10 protein-coding genes are annotated in these 17,533 nt (G+C 58.3%); 7 read left to right on the plus strand and 3 right to left on the minus strand.

The genetic code is table 11. From position 1 onward, the window contains the following. Window positions 1–190 precede the first annotated feature (190 nt). The 3 genes from M5B42_RS30280 to M5B42_RS30290 all read right to left on the minus strand — a co-directional run bounded on the left by M5B42_RS30280 (window position 191) and on the right by M5B42_RS30290 (window position 2,622). Window positions 191–631 carry a CBS domain-containing protein gene (locus tag M5B42_RS30280; protein ID WP_103495197.1) on the minus strand — a complete coding sequence of 147 codons (441 nt, stop codon included), beginning with the start codon at window positions 629–631 and terminating at the stop codon, window positions 191–193. Window positions 632–814: 183 nt separating this feature from the next. Then, window positions 815–1,570, minus strand: a complete 756-nt coding sequence (locus M5B42_RS30285) for a YkgJ family cysteine cluster protein (RefSeq protein WP_103495209.1) — start codon at window positions 1,568–1,570, stop codon at window positions 815–817. Between the two features lie 137 nt (window positions 1,571–1,707). Then, window positions 1,708–2,622, minus strand: coding sequence for an AraC family transcriptional regulator (locus tag M5B42_RS30290; RefSeq protein ID WP_177143637.1), 915 nt, complete (start codon window positions 2,620–2,622; stop codon window positions 1,708–1,710). Window positions 2,623–2,928: 306 nt separating this feature from the next. Between M5B42_RS30290 and M5B42_RS30295 the strand changes: the two genes are divergently transcribed. From M5B42_RS30295 to M5B42_RS30325, 7 genes are all read left to right on the plus strand, one after another. Further along, window positions 2,929–4,629: a ShlB/FhaC/HecB family hemolysin secretion/activation protein gene (locus tag M5B42_RS30295; RefSeq protein ID WP_248747899.1), complete on the plus strand. Its 1,701-nt coding sequence runs from the start codon at window positions 2,929–2,931 to the stop codon at window positions 4,627–4,629. 11 nt (window positions 4,630–4,640) lie between these two features. Further along, a complete protein-coding gene (locus M5B42_RS30300; protein ID WP_152742253.1) occupies window positions 4,641–5,150 on the plus strand; it encodes a toxin-activating lysine-acyltransferase in 510 nt (169 codons plus the stop codon). 207 nt (window positions 5,151–5,357) lie between these two features. Next, entirely contained in the window at window positions 5,358–13,832 is an 8,475-nt protein-coding gene (locus tag M5B42_RS30305; RefSeq protein WP_248747900.1) for a hemagglutinin repeat-containing protein, read from the plus strand. Between the two features lie 2 nt (window positions 13,833–13,834). After that, entirely contained in the window at window positions 13,835–14,233 is a 399-nt protein-coding gene (locus tag M5B42_RS30310) for an SMI1/KNR4 family protein (protein WP_177098857.1), read from the plus strand. 697 nt (window positions 14,234–14,930) lie between these two features. Continuing rightward, window positions 14,931–15,452, plus strand: a complete 522-nt coding sequence (locus tag M5B42_RS30315; protein ID WP_177098856.1) for a hypothetical protein — start codon at window positions 14,931–14,933, stop codon at window positions 15,450–15,452. Window positions 15,453–16,208: 756 nt separating this feature from the next. After that, window positions 16,209–16,616 carry a hypothetical protein gene (locus M5B42_RS30320; protein WP_248747901.1) on the plus strand — a complete coding sequence of 136 codons (408 nt, stop codon included), beginning with the start codon at window positions 16,209–16,211 and terminating at the stop codon, window positions 16,614–16,616. Further along, window positions 16,613–17,464, plus strand: a complete 852-nt coding sequence (locus M5B42_RS30325) for a PoNe immunity protein domain-containing protein (protein WP_248747902.1) — start codon at window positions 16,613–16,615, stop codon at window positions 17,462–17,464. The genes M5B42_RS30320 and M5B42_RS30325 overlap by 4 nt, the downstream gene beginning before the upstream one ends. Window positions 17,465–17,533 lie beyond the last annotated feature (69 nt).

The following is a 17,533-nucleotide window of genomic DNA, read 5'->3' on the forward strand; positions in this document are numbered from 1 at the left end:
GGGGGGAATGTAGAGAGGCGCAGGTGGGAGTGAAGTGAAAGCGTTGTGAAAAAATCGGAAATATCGCTGGAAGCCCCGTATTAGCGGGGTTTCATAAACATTTTGACATACTTTATTGGGCGATCATTGAGGTGGCGGGAGCGAGCGGCGTCGCTCCTGCCGTGAGCCATTCCAGGGGCCGGGGCTGGCCTTACTCGCCGCGAATATATTGTTCCAGTTGGCGGATCAGGTCGGCCTGTTCGGCAATGGCCTCTTTCACCAGGTCACCGATGGACAGCAGGCCGATCAGTTGCCCGTCCTCGACCACCGGAAGATGGCGCAGATGCTTGTCGGTCATGATGCTCATGCAGGTTTCCACGTTCTGGCGTGAATCCACGCTGATCACCGGGGCATTCATGATCTCGTGGACCTTGGTGGTGACCGAACTGAGCCCGTGCAGGATCACTTTGCGGGCGTAGTCACGTTCACTGATGATGCCCACGACCTGGCCGTTTTCGAGTACCGGAAGGGCGCCGACATTTTTCGAGGCCATCAGTATCAAGGCTTCGAACACAGTATGGTCGTGGGCGATGGTATGCACGCCCTGATGCTGGCTACCCTTGAGTTTCAACAGCTCTGCGACGGTTTTCATGGACGGCTCTCTCTTGCTGTTCTTAGTGTTCTTGTTTGGGAGGGCCACACTCCATCGTGGCGCTCTTACAGAATCGTAGACGGATACCGCGAAGACGATGCGGAAAGCGGCCTGTAGAGGCTGAAAAAACGTCATTGCCCGATTTTTTGCCGCAGATGACCGCCGTTCACTGAGTCAAGCGCCTTAATCGGCCGATCGCAAGGGAATAAAGCGGTAGTGTCCTGTACCCGATTGAGTGACTGCCGCGCCATGGGCGAGCAGTGCCCGGGTGCTGTTTTCATCGGCCAGATGAAAAGCCCAGTGCTGTCCAGTGGAGCTGAGCGTCCGCTCCCCGCGAACCTCGTCGATGGCTGCCATGAACGCCTGCATATCGGGCAGGTAGGTAGCGAAGCCGTTGCCCTTGAGGGCGGTCGTGCTGATACCGAGGCGGGCACAGATGGCTGCTTTGGCGCCGATATCCTCACGGTCGGCCTGGCGCGAGCGCTCGATCAGTTCGGCCAGTTCCTGGTCGACCAGTTGCCCACCGACGATCAGGTCCGGGCCTTGCTCCCAGGATTCGGGCGGACAGTCCTTGCGGTCTGTGCGCAACGGGATATGCGGATTGATCTCCGCCGGATAGATGCGGCAGACCAGCGGGCGCCGCTCGTAGATACCGCAGCGGTTGTCGGCATCGAGATTGCGGCACGGCCCGTTGTTGTAGGCGGCGAACGTGACGGCCAGCCAGGCCTGGGTTGTTCCGCTGGGAACCAGGATCGAACGGCGCCGGGCGTGTTCGAATTGTGCTTCGGCCACCCCGAGGCCGTTTTCCAGGAACGCTTCTACCAGCACGATCACCGTGCCGCCGTCCGCCGCCCATTGGCGGGACTCCTCGAGCGTCAACGGGACGTAATGGTCATTGCAGCATTTGCCGCAGCCCACGCAGGAAAATCGTGTGTTGATCAACTCGCCACCTCACCCAGCTCTTTTTGAACCGACGCGCAAGCGCCGGCCCCCGTGGTTGCACGGAGTTTGATCTGTGGAGGGAAGCGAGTAGCTTTTTGTTACAGAGTTGGAAAAATAAACTCGGTTGCTGGGATTCAGTTGCTTCCAGGCTCTTGCCGCCGGCGCCGAAACTGCCCCGGTGGCAGGCCCTGGGTGGCCTTGAAACGGCGTGAAAAGTAGGCCTCGTCGGCAAAACCACACAGTTGCGCAATCTGGCTCACCGGCTTTTCGCTGTTGAGCAGGTGCGTGCGCGCCAGGCGCATGCGGCGTTCCAGGACCAGCTCCGAGAAGGTGCTGCCGGTTTCCTTGCGCAGCAAGTGGGTCAGGTAGTTGGGCGACAGAAAGGCCGCCTCGGCGGTGTCCTTGAGGTTCAGCGCCGGGTCGGCGATATGCTCGCGCAGATAACTCGAGACCCGCGCCAGTGCATCCCGTCGGCCGCGTCGTGCCGCCTTGTTCGCCGACAGGGCCTGCAACTCGTCTGCATACAGGCTGCAGATCTTGCCGGTCAGTTGCAGCAGGCAGCCCTTGAGCGCCTGGCGGGTGCCAAGATCGCGACCCTGATCCAGCTCGCGCATCTTTTCCAGCAGGAGCAGGACTTCGGCGAAGTCATGGTCGGCGAGGATAAAATCCAGGTGCTCCTGATGCTGGAACGGTGATAGCTCCGGCAGGTCATGGATAGAGAGGTCCTCCAGATCCAACGGGTCGCAATGCAGGTGCGGCAGGAAAAACGCCTGGGAAAAGTTGATCAGGACAAAGTTGCCGTCTTCCGGGTGCGGGATCAGGTGCAGGCGATGGGGCAGGATAAACGCCAGGGCCTGGCGCGGATAAGGCCGGATAGCGCCGCCGATGTGCTGCACGGTGTCGCCGCCCAGGTTGATCTGGATCTGGAAGTAGTCATGTCGGTGCGGGGTGACGATGGCCGGGCGGGCCTGTTTGTCACGGATATAGAAGTCCGGGCGGTCGCTGCGTTGCTGCATGCCATAGGTGCGCACACGGGAGGAACTCGACATCGACACTGTCCTTGAACTGAACCGGATGCCGACATTCTAAGGGGCGAAGGAGGGCTTTGCGACGCCACGGGTGGATTTTGGCTTGTGCTGGTTTGTCGTCGCCGGTTCTTTTGTTTCTCTGGGGCGCGGAACTTTTCTGAGTTGATGTATCTAATTGTTTCTGGTTTGTCGGTTTTTCATTACAGCTGTTCGACAAGGCGCTGATTAACGGCGCGTTGCAGGAAGTTTTATTCTCAGGGATGTGTTGTGTTTTTCAAGCCTCGTTTGTGTGCCCGGTTGCGCGCCTGCGTGACCGGTCGGTCAGTTTTGCAACATTCGTTGTACCCCTTCGCAATCATCAGCCTGTCTGCCAGCCTCACGGCCATGGCGGCCGAGCCGGTGGCACCGGAACAGCCGTTGCTGCGCCAGCAAGAGCGCGAACGGGTCCTGCGTGAGCAGCTCGACTCCTCCCCTGACGTACGCCTCAAGGCTTCCGCCGATGATGGCCAGGGCCTGCTGCCGGCTCATGAAGCGCCCTGCTTCACCATTCGCCATATTGTGCTCGAAGGCGAGGATTCGGCGGCTTTCCAGTGGGCCCTGCGTGCCGCCAACCCGGCGTCTGATCCCGCACTAGGTCGTTGCCTGGGTGCCGCGGGCATCAACCTGACCATGAAGCGTATACAGAACCTGATCATTGCGCGGGGCTTCGTCACCACGCGGGTGCTGGCCGCGCCTCAGGACCTGAGCCAGGGGACGCTTTCCCTGGTACTGATTCCGGGACGCATCAAACATATCCGGTTTGCCGACGGCACCCCGTCGCGGGCGACACTGTGGAACGCCATGCCCGCCCAACCTGGTGAGCTGCTGAACCTGCGGGACATCGAACAGGCGCTGGAGAACTTCAAACGGGTGCCCACGGCCGAGGCCGACGTGCAGATCACGCCGGCAACCGACACCGACGCCAAACCGGGTGAAAGCGATGTGGTGATCCTCTGGAAGCAAGCTTCCATTGCGCGCGTGAGCCTGTCGATGGACGACTCGGGTAGCAAGGACACCGGCAGGTATCAGGGCAACGTCGCGTTGTCGCTGGACAATCCGCTGAGTCTCAATGACCTGTTCTATGCCAGTTTCAGCCACAACCTGGGCGGTGGCAAAAGTGGTGATCGCGGTTCCGAAGGGCACACCCTGTACTACTCGTTGCCGTACGACTACTGGCAACTGGGGCTGACCTCCAGCGAGTACGACTATCACCAGACCGTGGCCGGGAACAATCAGAGTTATGACTATCAGGGCCACAGTAACAACAACGAGCTGAAACTTTCTCGACTGCTCTACCGTGACGCCGTGCGCAAGACGTCGGCCTGGGTCAGTGGCTGGACGCGGACCTCCAGCAACTACATCGATGACACCGAAATTGAAGTGCAGCGCCGGCGCATGGCCGGGTGGCAGATGGGGCTGGATCATCGCGAGTTCATTGGCAGCAACACCCTGGATCTGGGCTTGAGCTATCGACGCGGTACCGGGGCGTTCCATGCCTTGCGCGCACCGGAAGAAGACCTCGACGAGGGGACTTCACGGTCGAAGATCATCAGCGCCAGCGCTCAACTGCAAAGCCCATTCCGTATCGGGACACAGCAATTTCGCTACATCGGCGCCTGGCGCAGCCAATGGAACCGCTCGCCGCTGGTGGCCCAGGATCGCTTCTCCATCGGGGGGCGCTACAGCGTCCGCGGGTTCGATGGCGAACAGATCCTCTCCGCCGAACGGGGCTGGACCTTGCGCAATGACCTGGGCTGGTTTGTCTTCCAGAACAGCCAGGAACTCTATCTCGGCGTCGATTATGGCGAGGTCGGCGGACACTCCGCCCAGTACCTGTCCGGGAATCGACTCGCCGGTGCGGTGGTCGGTATGCGCGGTGGCTACAAGCAGGTGTCCTACGACCTGTTCCTTGGCCAACCACTTATGAAACCCAAGAACTTTGAGACGGCCGATGTGACTGCTGGCTTCAATCTCAGCTGGTCATTTTGACGGAGGCAGATATGCGTTTTGGCAGTCTTGAAATCCTTGCACCCCAACTGTTCGACGAACCCTGGAACGAAGCGAGCGTGCTCGGCTCCGCCGTCTGGCTGTGGATGCACTCGGCGGCCCATCGCGATGCGCCGTTGCATAGCTTGTCGGCGCTGCTGCTGCCGGCGATCAAGCAGCGCCAGTTCATGCTCGCCAGCGAGCAAGGCAGGCCGGTGTTCTATATGGCGTGGATGAACCTCAGTGCCGAGGCCGAACAGCGCTATCTGCACAACCCGCCGGTGTGCATGCCGGAGGCCGACTGGAACAGTGGCGAACGTCTTTGGATCAGCGACTGGGTCGCGCCTTTCGGGCATACCAGGCAGCTATCGAAATTGCTGCACAGCCGTCTCTGGGCGCAACGCTTCGGCCGTCACCTGGGGCATCGGGGCGATGAGCGTGGCTTGAGTATCAAGACTTGGCAGGGCATCGGTGTCCTGCCTGCCGAAGCGCGTGCCTGGTTCGCCACCCACCCGCTGCCTTAGGTCTCACAACCCGCAGCTTTTTATCTTGATATCTGGCGCCTCTACGGATTGGCGCAGCTCAAAAGGAATTGGAACATTAACAAGCATCTGTATCGGATCATTTTCAACAAGGCGCGCGGCCTGTTGATGGTGGTGGCCGAAAATGTGAGCAGTGGCTCGAAATCAGCTGGCGGTCATGTGGCAGGCGCAGCGCCTGGCGTCGGCTGCGTGGTACGACTGACACCCCTGCGTTTTGCCTTGATGGCGGCGCTCGGCCTGATCCTGCTGGACGCCTCGTCGGCCCAGGCGGCGGTGGTCGCCGACCCCGGCGCACCTGCCGCGCAGCAGCCGGGCATCGGGGTGACCGGGAACGGCGTCACCCAGGTCAATATCACCGCGCCCAGCGCGGGCGGTGTGTCGCGCAATACCTATCAACAGTTCGATGTCGATCGGCGTGGTGTGATCCTCAATAACTCGGCGACCAACAGTCAGACCCAGCTTGGCGGTTGGGTGGATGGCAACCCGGCGCTGGGCAGGGGCACGGCGCGGGTGATCCTCAACGAGGTCAATTCGAGCAATCCGAGCCAGCTCAACGGTTATGTCGAAGTGGCCGGCTCCCGGGCTCAGGTGGTGATCGCCAACCCATCCGGGATCAGCTGTGACGGCTGTGGTTTCATCAACGCCAATCGCGCGACCCTCACCACCGGCAAGGCGCAGTTCGAGAACGGCGAATTGCGTGGCTATCAGGTCACCGGCGGCAAGGTCTCCATCAACGGTGCCGGGATGGATACCCGCGACAGCGACTACACCGAAATCATCGCGCGCACCGTCGAGGTCAATGCCGGTATCTGGGCCAAGGACTTGAGTATCCAGGCCGGCAAGACCGCCGCCGACAACAGCACTGCGGCTGTACCCGTGGTCGGCATCGATGTCGCGCAACTGGGCGGCATGTATGCGGGCAAGATCGTCCTGGTGGGCAATGGCGCCGGTGTCGGGGTGCGCAATGCCGGGCAGATCGGCGCCAGTGCCGGCGAGGTGGTGATCCGTGCCGACGGACGTCTGGAAAACAGCGGACAGATCAGCAGCGCCGGTTCGACGCAGGTCGATACAGGTAGCGGAGTCCAGAACAGTGGCACGCTGTACGCCAAGGGCGATCTGACGCTCAAGACCACGGCCGATATCGACAACAGCGGTATCGTCGCCGCCCAGGGCAATACCCGGGTGACGGCCGTGAACCTGCGCAGCACCAGTGGTTCGACCCTGGCTGCCGGGGTCGACAGCAGTGGCAAGCTGGGCCAGACCGGCTCATTGACCCTGGACGCTTCGGGCCAGCTCAGCGCCAAGGGGCAGAATATCGCCGCCGAAAGTCTGCAGGCCCAGGCGGCGGCCGTCGACCTGAGTGACAGCCAGACCTCCGCCGCCCAACTGACACTCACCAGCGGGCAGGGCGATATCGACGTCAGCCGGGCCCGCGTGTCCGCGAAGGGCACGCTGACCGCCACCGCAGCGAAGGTATTGCGCACCGATGGCGCCACAGTCAGTGCGGCTCAAGTAGGGATCAAGGCCGGTCAGTTGTCCAACGTGAAAGGCGAAATCCTGCAGAGCGGCCTGTCACTCGCGAGCATCGATTTGCAGGGGGCACTGGATAACAGCCAAGGTGTGATCGCCAGCCAGGGCGCACTGAAAATCACTGCCGCCTCGCTGAGCAACTACCAGGGCAGTATCGGTTCGGTGAAGTCGAGCCTGACACTGACGGCCACGGACGGTTTGCTGGACAACAGTAACGGTCACCTTCAGGCGCTGCAATCGATCGCGCTGGTCTCGGGCCAGTTGCTCAACACCGCAGGTTTCGTCGGTGCCGGGCAGGCCCTGGACATCACGGCGGGGAGCATCGGCAATGGCGGCGCCGGGCAACTCCAGAGCGGTACCGATGCGACAATCGCGGCAACCAGCCTCGGCAATCACGGCGGGCGCATCGAAGCACTGGGTAACCTCAAGTTCACCATCGACGGCAAGCTCGATAACAGCGGCGGCCTGATTCGCACCGGTGCCGATCTGTTGATGACCGCGGGGCAGATCGACAACGCCGGCACCCAGGGCCTGGATCAAGGCATTGAAGGGCGCACCATCAGCCTCAACGCCGATCAGTTGGGCAACCAGGTCGGCTCGATCATTGCCGATCAGGCCTTGACCGTGACCGGTAGCGGCGTGCTGGACAACCAGTCCGGGAAGATCTCGGCCGGTACCCAGTTTCTGCTGACCGACCGTAACCTGGCGGCTAAAACCCAAACCGTGAGCAACCAGGGCGGCACCTTGGTCGCGGGGCGCTCGTTGACGCTCAACAGCGCCAGCTATACCGGCAACGGTCGGGCCTTGAGCCTGGGTGATCTGTCCTTCACCCTCAATGGCGATTACCTCAATACCGGCCTGCTGCAGGCCAACGGCAATCTGACCCTGGCCACCACGGGGGGACTGAGTAACCAGGGCAGCTTGCAGGCGGGTAACCTGCTGACGCTGTCGGCCCGGCAAATCGATAACGCAGCCGCCGCTGAGATCAGCGCCTTGCAGGTACAACTGAGTGCCAGCGAGTCGCTGGTCAACCGCGGCCTGATCGACGGCCAGTACACTCGGCTGAGCGCGCCGACCTTGAGCAACCTGGGCACCGGACGAATCTACGGTGACCAGCTGGCGCTGGCGGCGGGCACATTGACCAATACCGTCGAAAACGGTACGGCGGCGGTGATCGCCGCTCGTGTGAGCCTGGATATCGGTGCGCAATACCTGAACAACAGCGAACATGGCCTGATCTTCAGTACCGGAGACATGGCCATCGGTGGGGCGCTGGATAGCGCCTACCATGCGACCGGTCAGGCCCTCGAACTCAATAACGCGAGTGCGACCATCGAGGCCCTCGGTGCCCTGACGTTGAACGCGGCCTCGGTGCGCAACACCAACGAACACTTCTCGACACGTGAAGTCGAGGTCTCGCGCCAGGCGCTGCAACAGTATCAACTGACGGGCTCGGTCAATCGCTACGATCCGAATCAGATTTCGACCTATAACAATGAAGTCGACATTCTGGTGACCCCCGAAGGCAGTAATGACGACTGGAACCGCTACGACCTGACCCGCGTCGTGACCCAAACCCAGATTGCCAGTTCCGATCCCGGGCAGATACTCGCCGGCGCCAATCTGACGATCAACGCCGGCCAGGTCCTCAACGACAAGAGCCGGATCATCGCCGGTGGCGTGTTGCAAACCAACGCCAACAGCCTGACCAACACCGAAGTCGCCGGACAGCAGGTCACCACGGACAGCGGCGCACTCGAACACTTCTATCGCATCCAGCGCAAAGGCCGCGACCGTCAGGGGATCGACTCTACCGCCTACAACCCGGCGCCCAGCGTGCAGGCTATTTCCTTGCAGCCGACGGTCTATGAACAGAACACCGCGCCTCAAGGCAGTGGCCCCCAGGTTACAAGCCTGAACCTTGGGGCGGTGGGCGCTACCGAGGTGTCCAGCCGCACGATCCAAGCGCCAAGCCTCACGCCGATCAGCGAAGTATTGGCCAACGCCACCAACAATGTCGGTGGCGTGGCTGAGCGTATTCTCACCGGCGGGGTGAACAGCGCCTTGCCGGACAACGCGCTGTTTCGTTCGATGCCCGGCAGCACCTCTCGTTATCTGATCGAAACCGATCCGCGCTTCACCAACTATGGCCAGTGGCTGTCCTCGGACTACATGCTCGGCCGGCTGAACCTGGACCCGGCGGCGACCCAGCAACGCATGGGTGATGGTTTCTATGAGCAGAAATTGATTCGCGAGCAGGTGGCGCAACTGACCGGTCGCCGTTTTGTCGACGGTTATGCCAGTGACGAAGCGCAGTATCGCGGCCTGATCGACAACGCCGTCACCTACGCGAATAACTGGAAGCTGATTCCCGGCGTGGCCCTGACCGCGCAACAAATGGCCCAGTTGACCAGTGATATCGTCTGGTTGGTGGCCAAGGATGTCACCCTGGCCAATGGCGAAGTCCGCAGTGTGCTGGTGCCGCAGGTCTATGTGCGGGTCCGTGACGGCGACATCAACGGCGCGGGCGGCGTGATGGCCGGGCAGCAACTGAACCTGAACGTGACGGGCAATCTGGTCAACAGCGCGAGCTTGTCTGGACGGCAAGTGGTCTCGATCAAGGCGGACACGCTCAATAACCTGGAAGGGCGTATTCAAGGCAGCGCCGTCAGCCTTGACGCGACGCAGGACCTGAACAACCTCGGTGGCCAGATCTCCGCCGACAAGAGCCTGATGGTCAGCGCCGGGCGTGATCTGAATGTGCAGTCCAGCACGATCACCACCCACAGCGCGCAGGGTAGCCAGACCAATCTTTCGCGGGTCGCCGGCCTGTTCGTTTCCGATCCGGCGGCCAACCTGATGGCCACCGCCGGACGTGATATCAACCTGCAGGGCGCGCAAGTGGTCAATAGCGGCAGCGCCGGTGTCACCAGCCTGTCCGCCGGTCGTGACCTGAACCTGACAACGGTCATCGAGAGCCGCGACCAGAGCAACCACTGGAACGCGGACAACTGGCGCACCGAAGCGAGCCGCAGCGAGAGTGGCAGCAGCCTGCAGACCCAGGGTGACCTGGGCCTGCGCGCCGGCAACGACCTCAATGCGCGTGCCGCCAGCCTCAGCAGCACCGCCGGTACCGTGATTGCCCAGGCTGTGCGGGACGTCAACCTGACGGCCGGCGAGAACATGCGTAGCGCCGACGAAGCGCACAAGGTCAAAGGCAGCAATGGCTTCCTTTCCAGCAAAACCACGACCACCCGCGACTCCGTCACTGAAACCACCGCCCAGGGCTCGCACCTCGATGCGCAGCAACTGGCGGTTCAGGCTGGACGCAACCTGGTGGTTCAGGGCAGCGAAGTGATCGCGGAGAAAGGTGCGGCTCAGCTTTCGGCGGGTAACGATCTTTCGATTGTCGCCGCTGTCGACAGCACGCAGACGCGCCACGACAAAGACAGCAATAGCCGCAGCCTGGGTGGATTCAAGGCCAGCAAAGTGACCGATAAGGTCAGCGAAACCCGAACCACGGCGGTGGGTAGCCTGGTCTCCGGCAACAGCGTCGATGTCCAGGCCGGGCAGGATGGACTGGTCCGTGGATCGTCGCTGGTGAGCACGGCGGATATCACCGTGAGCGCGGGGCGTGACCTGCAGATCGATGCGGCGCAAAACACCTTCACCCGCAACGAACTGCACAAGGAAAAGAACCACGACTTCACCGGCGTGCTGACGGGGAACAAGCTGGGCCTCGATGACATGACCGGCAACCAGCACCTGTCCATCAGCAGCCAGAACCATACCGGCCAGTCCTCGGAAACCACCTTGACCGGCAGCACCCTCGGTTCCAGTGCCGGTAATGTGTCGCTCAATGCCGGTCGCTCACTCAGCGTGACCGCCAGTGATCTGGTCAGCACCCAGAGCATGAGCCTGACCGGTGCCAATGTGACCATCGCTGCCGGTATGGAAAGCGCAAGTCAGAGCAGCACCGACGAGACCCGCAGCCTGGCGGTGGGGCGAGTGCTGGGCGGCACGGTGGTTGATAGCTACAACACCATTCGCAGCGCGATACAAGCCGCGAACAGCGCGGACGATCCTCGACTCAAGGCGGTGAAGTGGGCGCAGGCGGCCTTGGCCGGTTACAACCTGGGAGGGGCATCGTCGGATGCCTACGATGGTCGATCGGGCTATTCCAACAAGACGGGCAGTGCTAACAGCAATGGTTCGTTGATCAAGATCGGCACCGAGCTGGCGAGCACCCACACCACCAGCACCAGCGAGTATGACAGCCAGACGGCCAAGCAAAGCACGATCACGGCCGGTAAAACCCTGACGATCATCGCCGATGGCAGCGCGCCGGGGACGGCAGGCGATATTCATATCATCGGCAGTGGCATGAAAGCGGCCGATACGGTGTTGCTGGCGAAGAACAACATCACCCTGGAAAGCGCGCAGGACACCGCGAACTGGGCCAACGACAGCAATAACGACAAAACCGCGATCGGTGCCAGTTTCAATATCGGTGAGCAGAATGGTTTCACCCTCGACCTGGGGGCGTCCATCGCCAAGAGCATGGGCACTGGCGGTTCTGTCACCCAGGTCAACAGCACCCTGGATACCGGCTCGCTGGTCCTGCGCAGTGGACAGGACACCACCCTGGCCGGCGCGCAGGTCCGGGCGCAGAGCATCAAGGCAGATATCGGCGGCAATCTCACTATCACCTCGCGCCAGGACAGCGAGACCCAGAAGAGCGAGCAGGGCAGTGCCGGCTTCGGTGCGAGTATTTGTATTCCACCGTTCTGCTACGGCTCGATGGTGACGGCTTCCGCCAGCTTGGCGGCGGGCAACATGAACAGTAACTACAAGGCCGTGACGGATCAGAGCGGGCTGTTCGCGGGAGCGGGTGGTTACAACATTCATGTGGGTGACAAGACCACGCTGCAAGGCGCGGTGATTGCCAGTGAGGCGTCTGCGGACAAGAACCTGCTCGATACGAATCGGTTGATTGTCAGCGACATCAAGAACACCAGCGATATCAAGAGTCAGTCGGTTGGCATGTCGTTGTCCTACGGCGGCAACTCCGGGTCGACGGTGGGGGGCAGCGTTCCGCTGTCGCTCAGTGACTCGGATCACAGCAAAACCCGTAGTGCTGTCAGCGAAGGCACGATAATCGTGCGTAGTGCTGAGGGTGCGAATGATCTGGTCGGGCTTAACCGTGATACCGCGAACGCCAACCAGAAACTGGACAAGCCTGACCAAAAGGCAATGCAGGAACGCATCGACCTTATTCAAAGCACTGTGCAATTGGCTACCGGCATCGTAGATGCGGTTGCCAAAGCCAAGTCGGATGCCGCGAATAAACTGGCAAAAGAGGCGGAAGAGTCGAAAGGGGTCATGTCAGATGCGCAGCTAGCGGCCACGAATGCAGCTGCGAATGCGGCTGCGGCAGATGCGGCCAGTTGGAACATCGGTGGCGACAAGCGAATCATGGCCGATATCGCCACGGGCCTGCTCGCTGCGGGGTTGGGCGGCGCGGGCGGGGCGACGGCGGTGGGTATCGTGGCCAATACCACGGCGGCGGATACCTACAAGAAAATCGGCGACTATGCCGATCAGCAACTGGCGGACGCGACCCGCAGCAAGGACACAAGCCTGCAAGCAGTGTGGGCTGAAGGTGGCTCGGCGCGTATCTTGCTGCATAGCCTGGCGGGTGCATTGCAGGGCTTATCCAGCGGTACGGCGGCGAATGGCGCGCTCAGCGCGGGCGCATCGGCGGCCGTTATGCCGACCTTGGACCAGGTACTGAAAAATAACGGTATCGGACCGGAAAATCGCGATGCTCTCGGCACCTGGATCGCCGCCGGGGTGGGGGCTGCGGTGGCAGGCGGCAGCGGTTCGATTGCGCAGATGAGCGGCGCCGTTATTGCCGGCAATATCGATAAATACAACCGTGAGGCTCACCCTACAGAAGCGCGCCTGATTGAAGAGGAGGCCCCCAAAATGGCGGTCGAGCTGGGCATCAGCCCAGCCGAAGCCGAGACGCGAATGGCGCGCGCGTTTGCTTTCTATACCGATGCTCAGTGGAAACAAACGATAGGGGGGGAGAGCAGTCAGTTCGATGCGAAGACATTGGAGCATTTGGGGAGTGCGCTTTCACCACTGGCAGCTCGGTATGACAGTGCTGCTGCAACGCTTGAAAACGGGGGGAAGGGCTATACCTCCGATGAAACGTTGAGTCTGATAAAGAACTACAACGTTGCTCACTCGGCTGAGTTCAAGGACTACAACGTCAATATTAGATATTTGGGCGATTCCGACAGGTTCAATACGGCCAATCTGGTTGACTACTACAAGCTGAATCTTGATTACAGTGATAAAAAGAGCGGGGTACTTGATTCGGTCGGGGGTATGGCGGCGGGTGGCGGTCTAAGCGCCTGGTCTAGCTTCCGGTCGGTGATGTCCTTGGGGAATGATGTTCTATTCGGTCATCCATTAGACGCTACGAATAACCTTCTCGATCCTTTTGTCGAACCTAACTCGGACATGGTTACCAACTGGCTGACGACAAAAAAAGGTCAGGATTTCGTTTTCGGGCTGCAAAACAATAGCTACGAGAAGGGGCTGCAAACGGGGAGAAATGCCGTTGATCTGGCGACGCTGCTGATTCCGGGGCCGGGTGAGATTGCTGGGGTTGGGAAGGTATCCAGGGTTACGGAGCTCAATAACCTTGCTAAACTGGGCGACGAGTTGGTTCAGGCTGAGCGGGGGTTGGATGGTGCAAAAGGAACTGCTAACAGTGTCGCCGAAAGTGCAGTGCCTCGAGTTTCTATCGATCCTCCGCCAGGAAGTTTTTCGATTTCAGATTGGACAGGCTATCCAGAGGGTGTCCCGGCCCCGCAAGGGCCATTCAGATTATTGGAGGGCGCGGAGTATAATGCCGCCAGAAATGCTGCCAACAATGCCAATAGCACTCTCCGCCGAGAACAAGGACTTGTGGGGCAGCCGGTGGACGTGCATGAAATTAATCCAGTGAAATTTGGTGGCAGTCCGACCGACTCCTCCAACAAAATTATCCTGCCTCGCGATGTTCATCGGCAGCAGGTAACTCCGTGGTGGAACCAATTGCAGAAAGACCTAGGAAGATAGCGATGGGATATGATCTGACAGAGGGGCAGCTCAATGCTCCGGTTGAATTTTCGGCTGTTGATGGTCTGTCAACGCACTTAGGAATCGCGCTTCCTAAGAGTTATATTGACTTCCTCAAGGAGCACGACGGCGGCGAAGGCTTCATTGGCGACAACTACATTATCTTTTGGAAAACAGAGGAGTTGGCCGATTTCAATCGTGAATATGAGGTCGAAACATATGCACCAGGTATCTTTTTGTTCGCTTCTAACGGAGGAGGGGAGGCATATGGATTCGACACCCAGGATGCAGCAATGCCGATAGTGCGCATCCCGTTTATAGGCATGAGTCGGCAGTATGCCATCTCAGTAGCGCGTGACATCCCTGACCTATTTGCTCGATTGGCAGACCGAAATGAGTGACCTGAATCAGCATTCACGCCCCAGGGGCATGGAGCTGTTCGAGATTACACCAGTTATTGTTGGTGGTGATCCAACCAGCCCTGAGAACAAGACTTGGTTGACGAGACAGCAGCATTTTGAGGCTGTTCGCTACTGGAATCGGGTTATCAGCAGTCTACGTAAGGAAGGGAAGTAAATAGAGGTGCAAAAGGTGTGGGTGGGACGGCTGATGGTCTTGTAAGCGACGCAGTAGATGTAACAAAGTGACCATCCGGCTGTAGAAAGAAAACGGTGCAAGATTCTTGGGATAACGCGGCAACTGGTTCTGCTCTGGGGACAAAAGCATGTCCTACTTGCAGTAAAGATGTGGGTTTTGCGCCAGGACAGGGTCGCAGAGATTGGGATGTGGCGCCGTGCGCCTTATCACAATGGGCTGCTAAACCCGGTCACTGAATTGGCAGCGACAGAGGAGGGCCTAGCCGCGAGATCGGGCGCAAACAAGCGTTCAGGATTTCTAGGAAATCTCACTCAATGGAAAGAGAGTTCTCTTGCTGGGCACAAAAGCGCCAAACAACATCGCCACAGACGTCAAGCGTGCTCTGCGTTACAATTCGCCCATGGCGATCATCAAGGATGATGCAGCCTGAGCGGTATCGCTCATTGCCTCTATTCGTCCCGCTGAGCGCCCCACCTCAAACTGAAATGAACAGGGATGCTCATGAAACCGCTTTACCTAGGCTCGCTCCTGCTACTGATTGCGGGTTGCTCGCAAATTCCGCAATACGTTCCTCCCGTCAACGCCCCCCAAGCTCAAATCCGTAGCGAGCTGGATGCGATGAGCAATCGTCGCAATGGCCTGAGCCTGACCGACGCGCCGACCATGGCCTGCAAGTACGGCAGGTCGGTGACAGTGAAGCCTGGTCGTGAGCTGTTCTCGGTCAGTGGTGAGACATCGAGCCCCGAAGGTTTTCGCACCATTGAAGCTGCAAAACCCATCCATTTGGTACTGCTAGGATGGGCCAGCGGTAACCGCGCCTGCCGGGTCGACTTCGTCAGTGAGTTCATTCCGGGAGCCCGCTATGTGATCAAGGGTGGCATCGCAGATGGCCCGAATAATTTCGGCACCTGCCAGGTCAGCATCTTTGATCAGGATTCCGGTGTTCGACTCCCTCTGAGCAGCCAGGAATTGCCGAAGGCCGACGGCTGCACCCTGGATCAGTGGTTACCGCCGGTGCTTTGATTGCTCTGGTGACACTTTGGCAATCGATCTAAAAGGGAGCGGATTTATTTTTTGGGGTGAGTAAAGCGGTGGTCCTGTCAGGTGTATCAAAAATGAATCCGTCCCCTTTGCGTAAAAGGAGAGTCTGTCTTTTGAGTTTCAATTGGATTCTATTTATGTTGGAAGTATTGAGAATGGTGTGATTGATCGAACCCTCCAGAGCGGGTTGATTGCGCCATGGCGAGATAATCTCAGTGGGCAAGGTAAGTAGATTTTTTCTACCGTATCCGAATGCTGACCTAAAAAGGGCCGATTTGAATGGTGCTGCGAGACCGGCTAATGGGCGTCCCCTTTTTTGCTTGAAAGGTGTTGGTGGTAAGGCATTTGATTTTTACACAGGGATTAAGGATGATAAATAATTTGTTTTTGCGCGCATGCAGACTGATCGGTTTGTTTGTTATGGTGTGGTGTGTTTTTTGTTTGGTTTCATTAATCGTTGTTTTGGTCGTTGCGACTCCTTTTATGGCGGATTTTAATAAGGTGTTTTTATGGCTTGGTTTTCCATTGTCTTTTATTTTGACTTTTTGGTGGTGGCGTAAGAATTTAAGCTTAATAAGGCGTGCCATTTTCTGAGCGGAGAAGAAGAGCCCCAAAGGGGACCGATTAGTGTAAAAGGGGGCGGATTTATTTTTATATTTTTAATTTTATGAGTAAGATACTGCTCCTGCTAGGCGCGTCGAAAATAGATCCGTCCCCTATGCTGATACGGTTCAGAAAGTGATTCCCGATGGTGAGAAACTGGCACGTATTCCAGGTGTCGGAGAAACTGGGATTGATGATCTGTATAAAGTCAAACGCTCGGGTGTGGATTATGTAATTGTAGAGTATAAATTTGTAGGTGATGACAAGAAATCTGGCAGCTCTGCTCTTGGCAGTACATTGGATGGAAAACAAGGCTCTGAAAACTGGATCACTGGTGGCGATCGTCTCGAACGCTCTGTCGGTCTTGATCAAAGTCGAGATATTTTTGCATCTATCAGTACAAATAGGACTGAAACCTGGGTTGTGAGAACGCGTCCCGATGGCGCCACGGAAATTGAAGTGCTTGATTCGCTTGGTAAAGCGAAGGCAGTGGATACATCTAAGATACTACCATCAATGGTTTTCTCGGGAGGTAAGCCATGATTCGTGCTCCGATAGGGGATTCACAATACTGGAGCGTTCGACACAACAAGGACCTAGAATGGATTGCTAGGGTGAATAAAATAATGAGTGAACCGTCTGCAAATCCGGTTTACGCACCTCAGTTTGCTTTTCAATATGCCAAAGATAATTTACGTTTTATGATCAGTGGTTACTCTCGGGGGGCTGGGGTCGATAGTCTGGCTCAGTATTTTCCAAATTTGCTTGACGCTTGGGAGTTGTCCAGTCAGTTATCGGAAAAGATTTGCGCTGAGCAAAATTTAGAGAGTTGCCGAGACTGGATTTTTGACCTGTCTGACCTTAATCATTACAACTGGTGTTTCTGGTTGGTGGGGTTGGCTTTGGTGCTGGAGATTTCGGACGAGCTGTGGCTGCGTTTGGTGAGCTTGGTCGGTGAGGGAGGGCAGGACCAGTTACTTGATCGTATAATTTCTAGTCGTCAGTCAGGGCGAGCTATTGGGTCTGGTCTTTTACATGCTAAACCTTATGCTCGACTACTAAAAGCTATTGACGCTCCGAAGATGGAGCAGGCCGGTTTGCTGTTAGAGTTTGTCGAGCACTGGTATCCGGAGTTGAATCGCCGAGGTGAAAATCAACTTTGGTGGTATGTATTTGGTGATTCAAAAAAACCGTTAGAAATGGGGAGTTACTTCGGGCGTTGGTGTTTTGAGGCGGTAGCTGCGGTTAAGGCATTCGGTTTAGATGACACTCAATGCCTGGGCCATGAACAATACCCAGGCGACCTGATGCATCCAAGTGACTCTAGCTCTTGCATATCTCAGGTAGCACCAAAAAAAGGATGGCTATCAAGATTGTTGGGTAAAGTGTAAATGAAAAAAAAGGAGTGGCTTCTCACTGCTGCTGGTTAGGTGCAAAAGGAAACGGGTGATTTAGTCTGC

Source organism: Pseudomonas sp. MWU12-2037, assembly GCF_023242345.1.
GTDB classification, from domain to species: Bacteria; Pseudomonadota; Gammaproteobacteria; order Pseudomonadales; family Pseudomonadaceae; genus Aquipseudomonas; species Aquipseudomonas gingeri_D.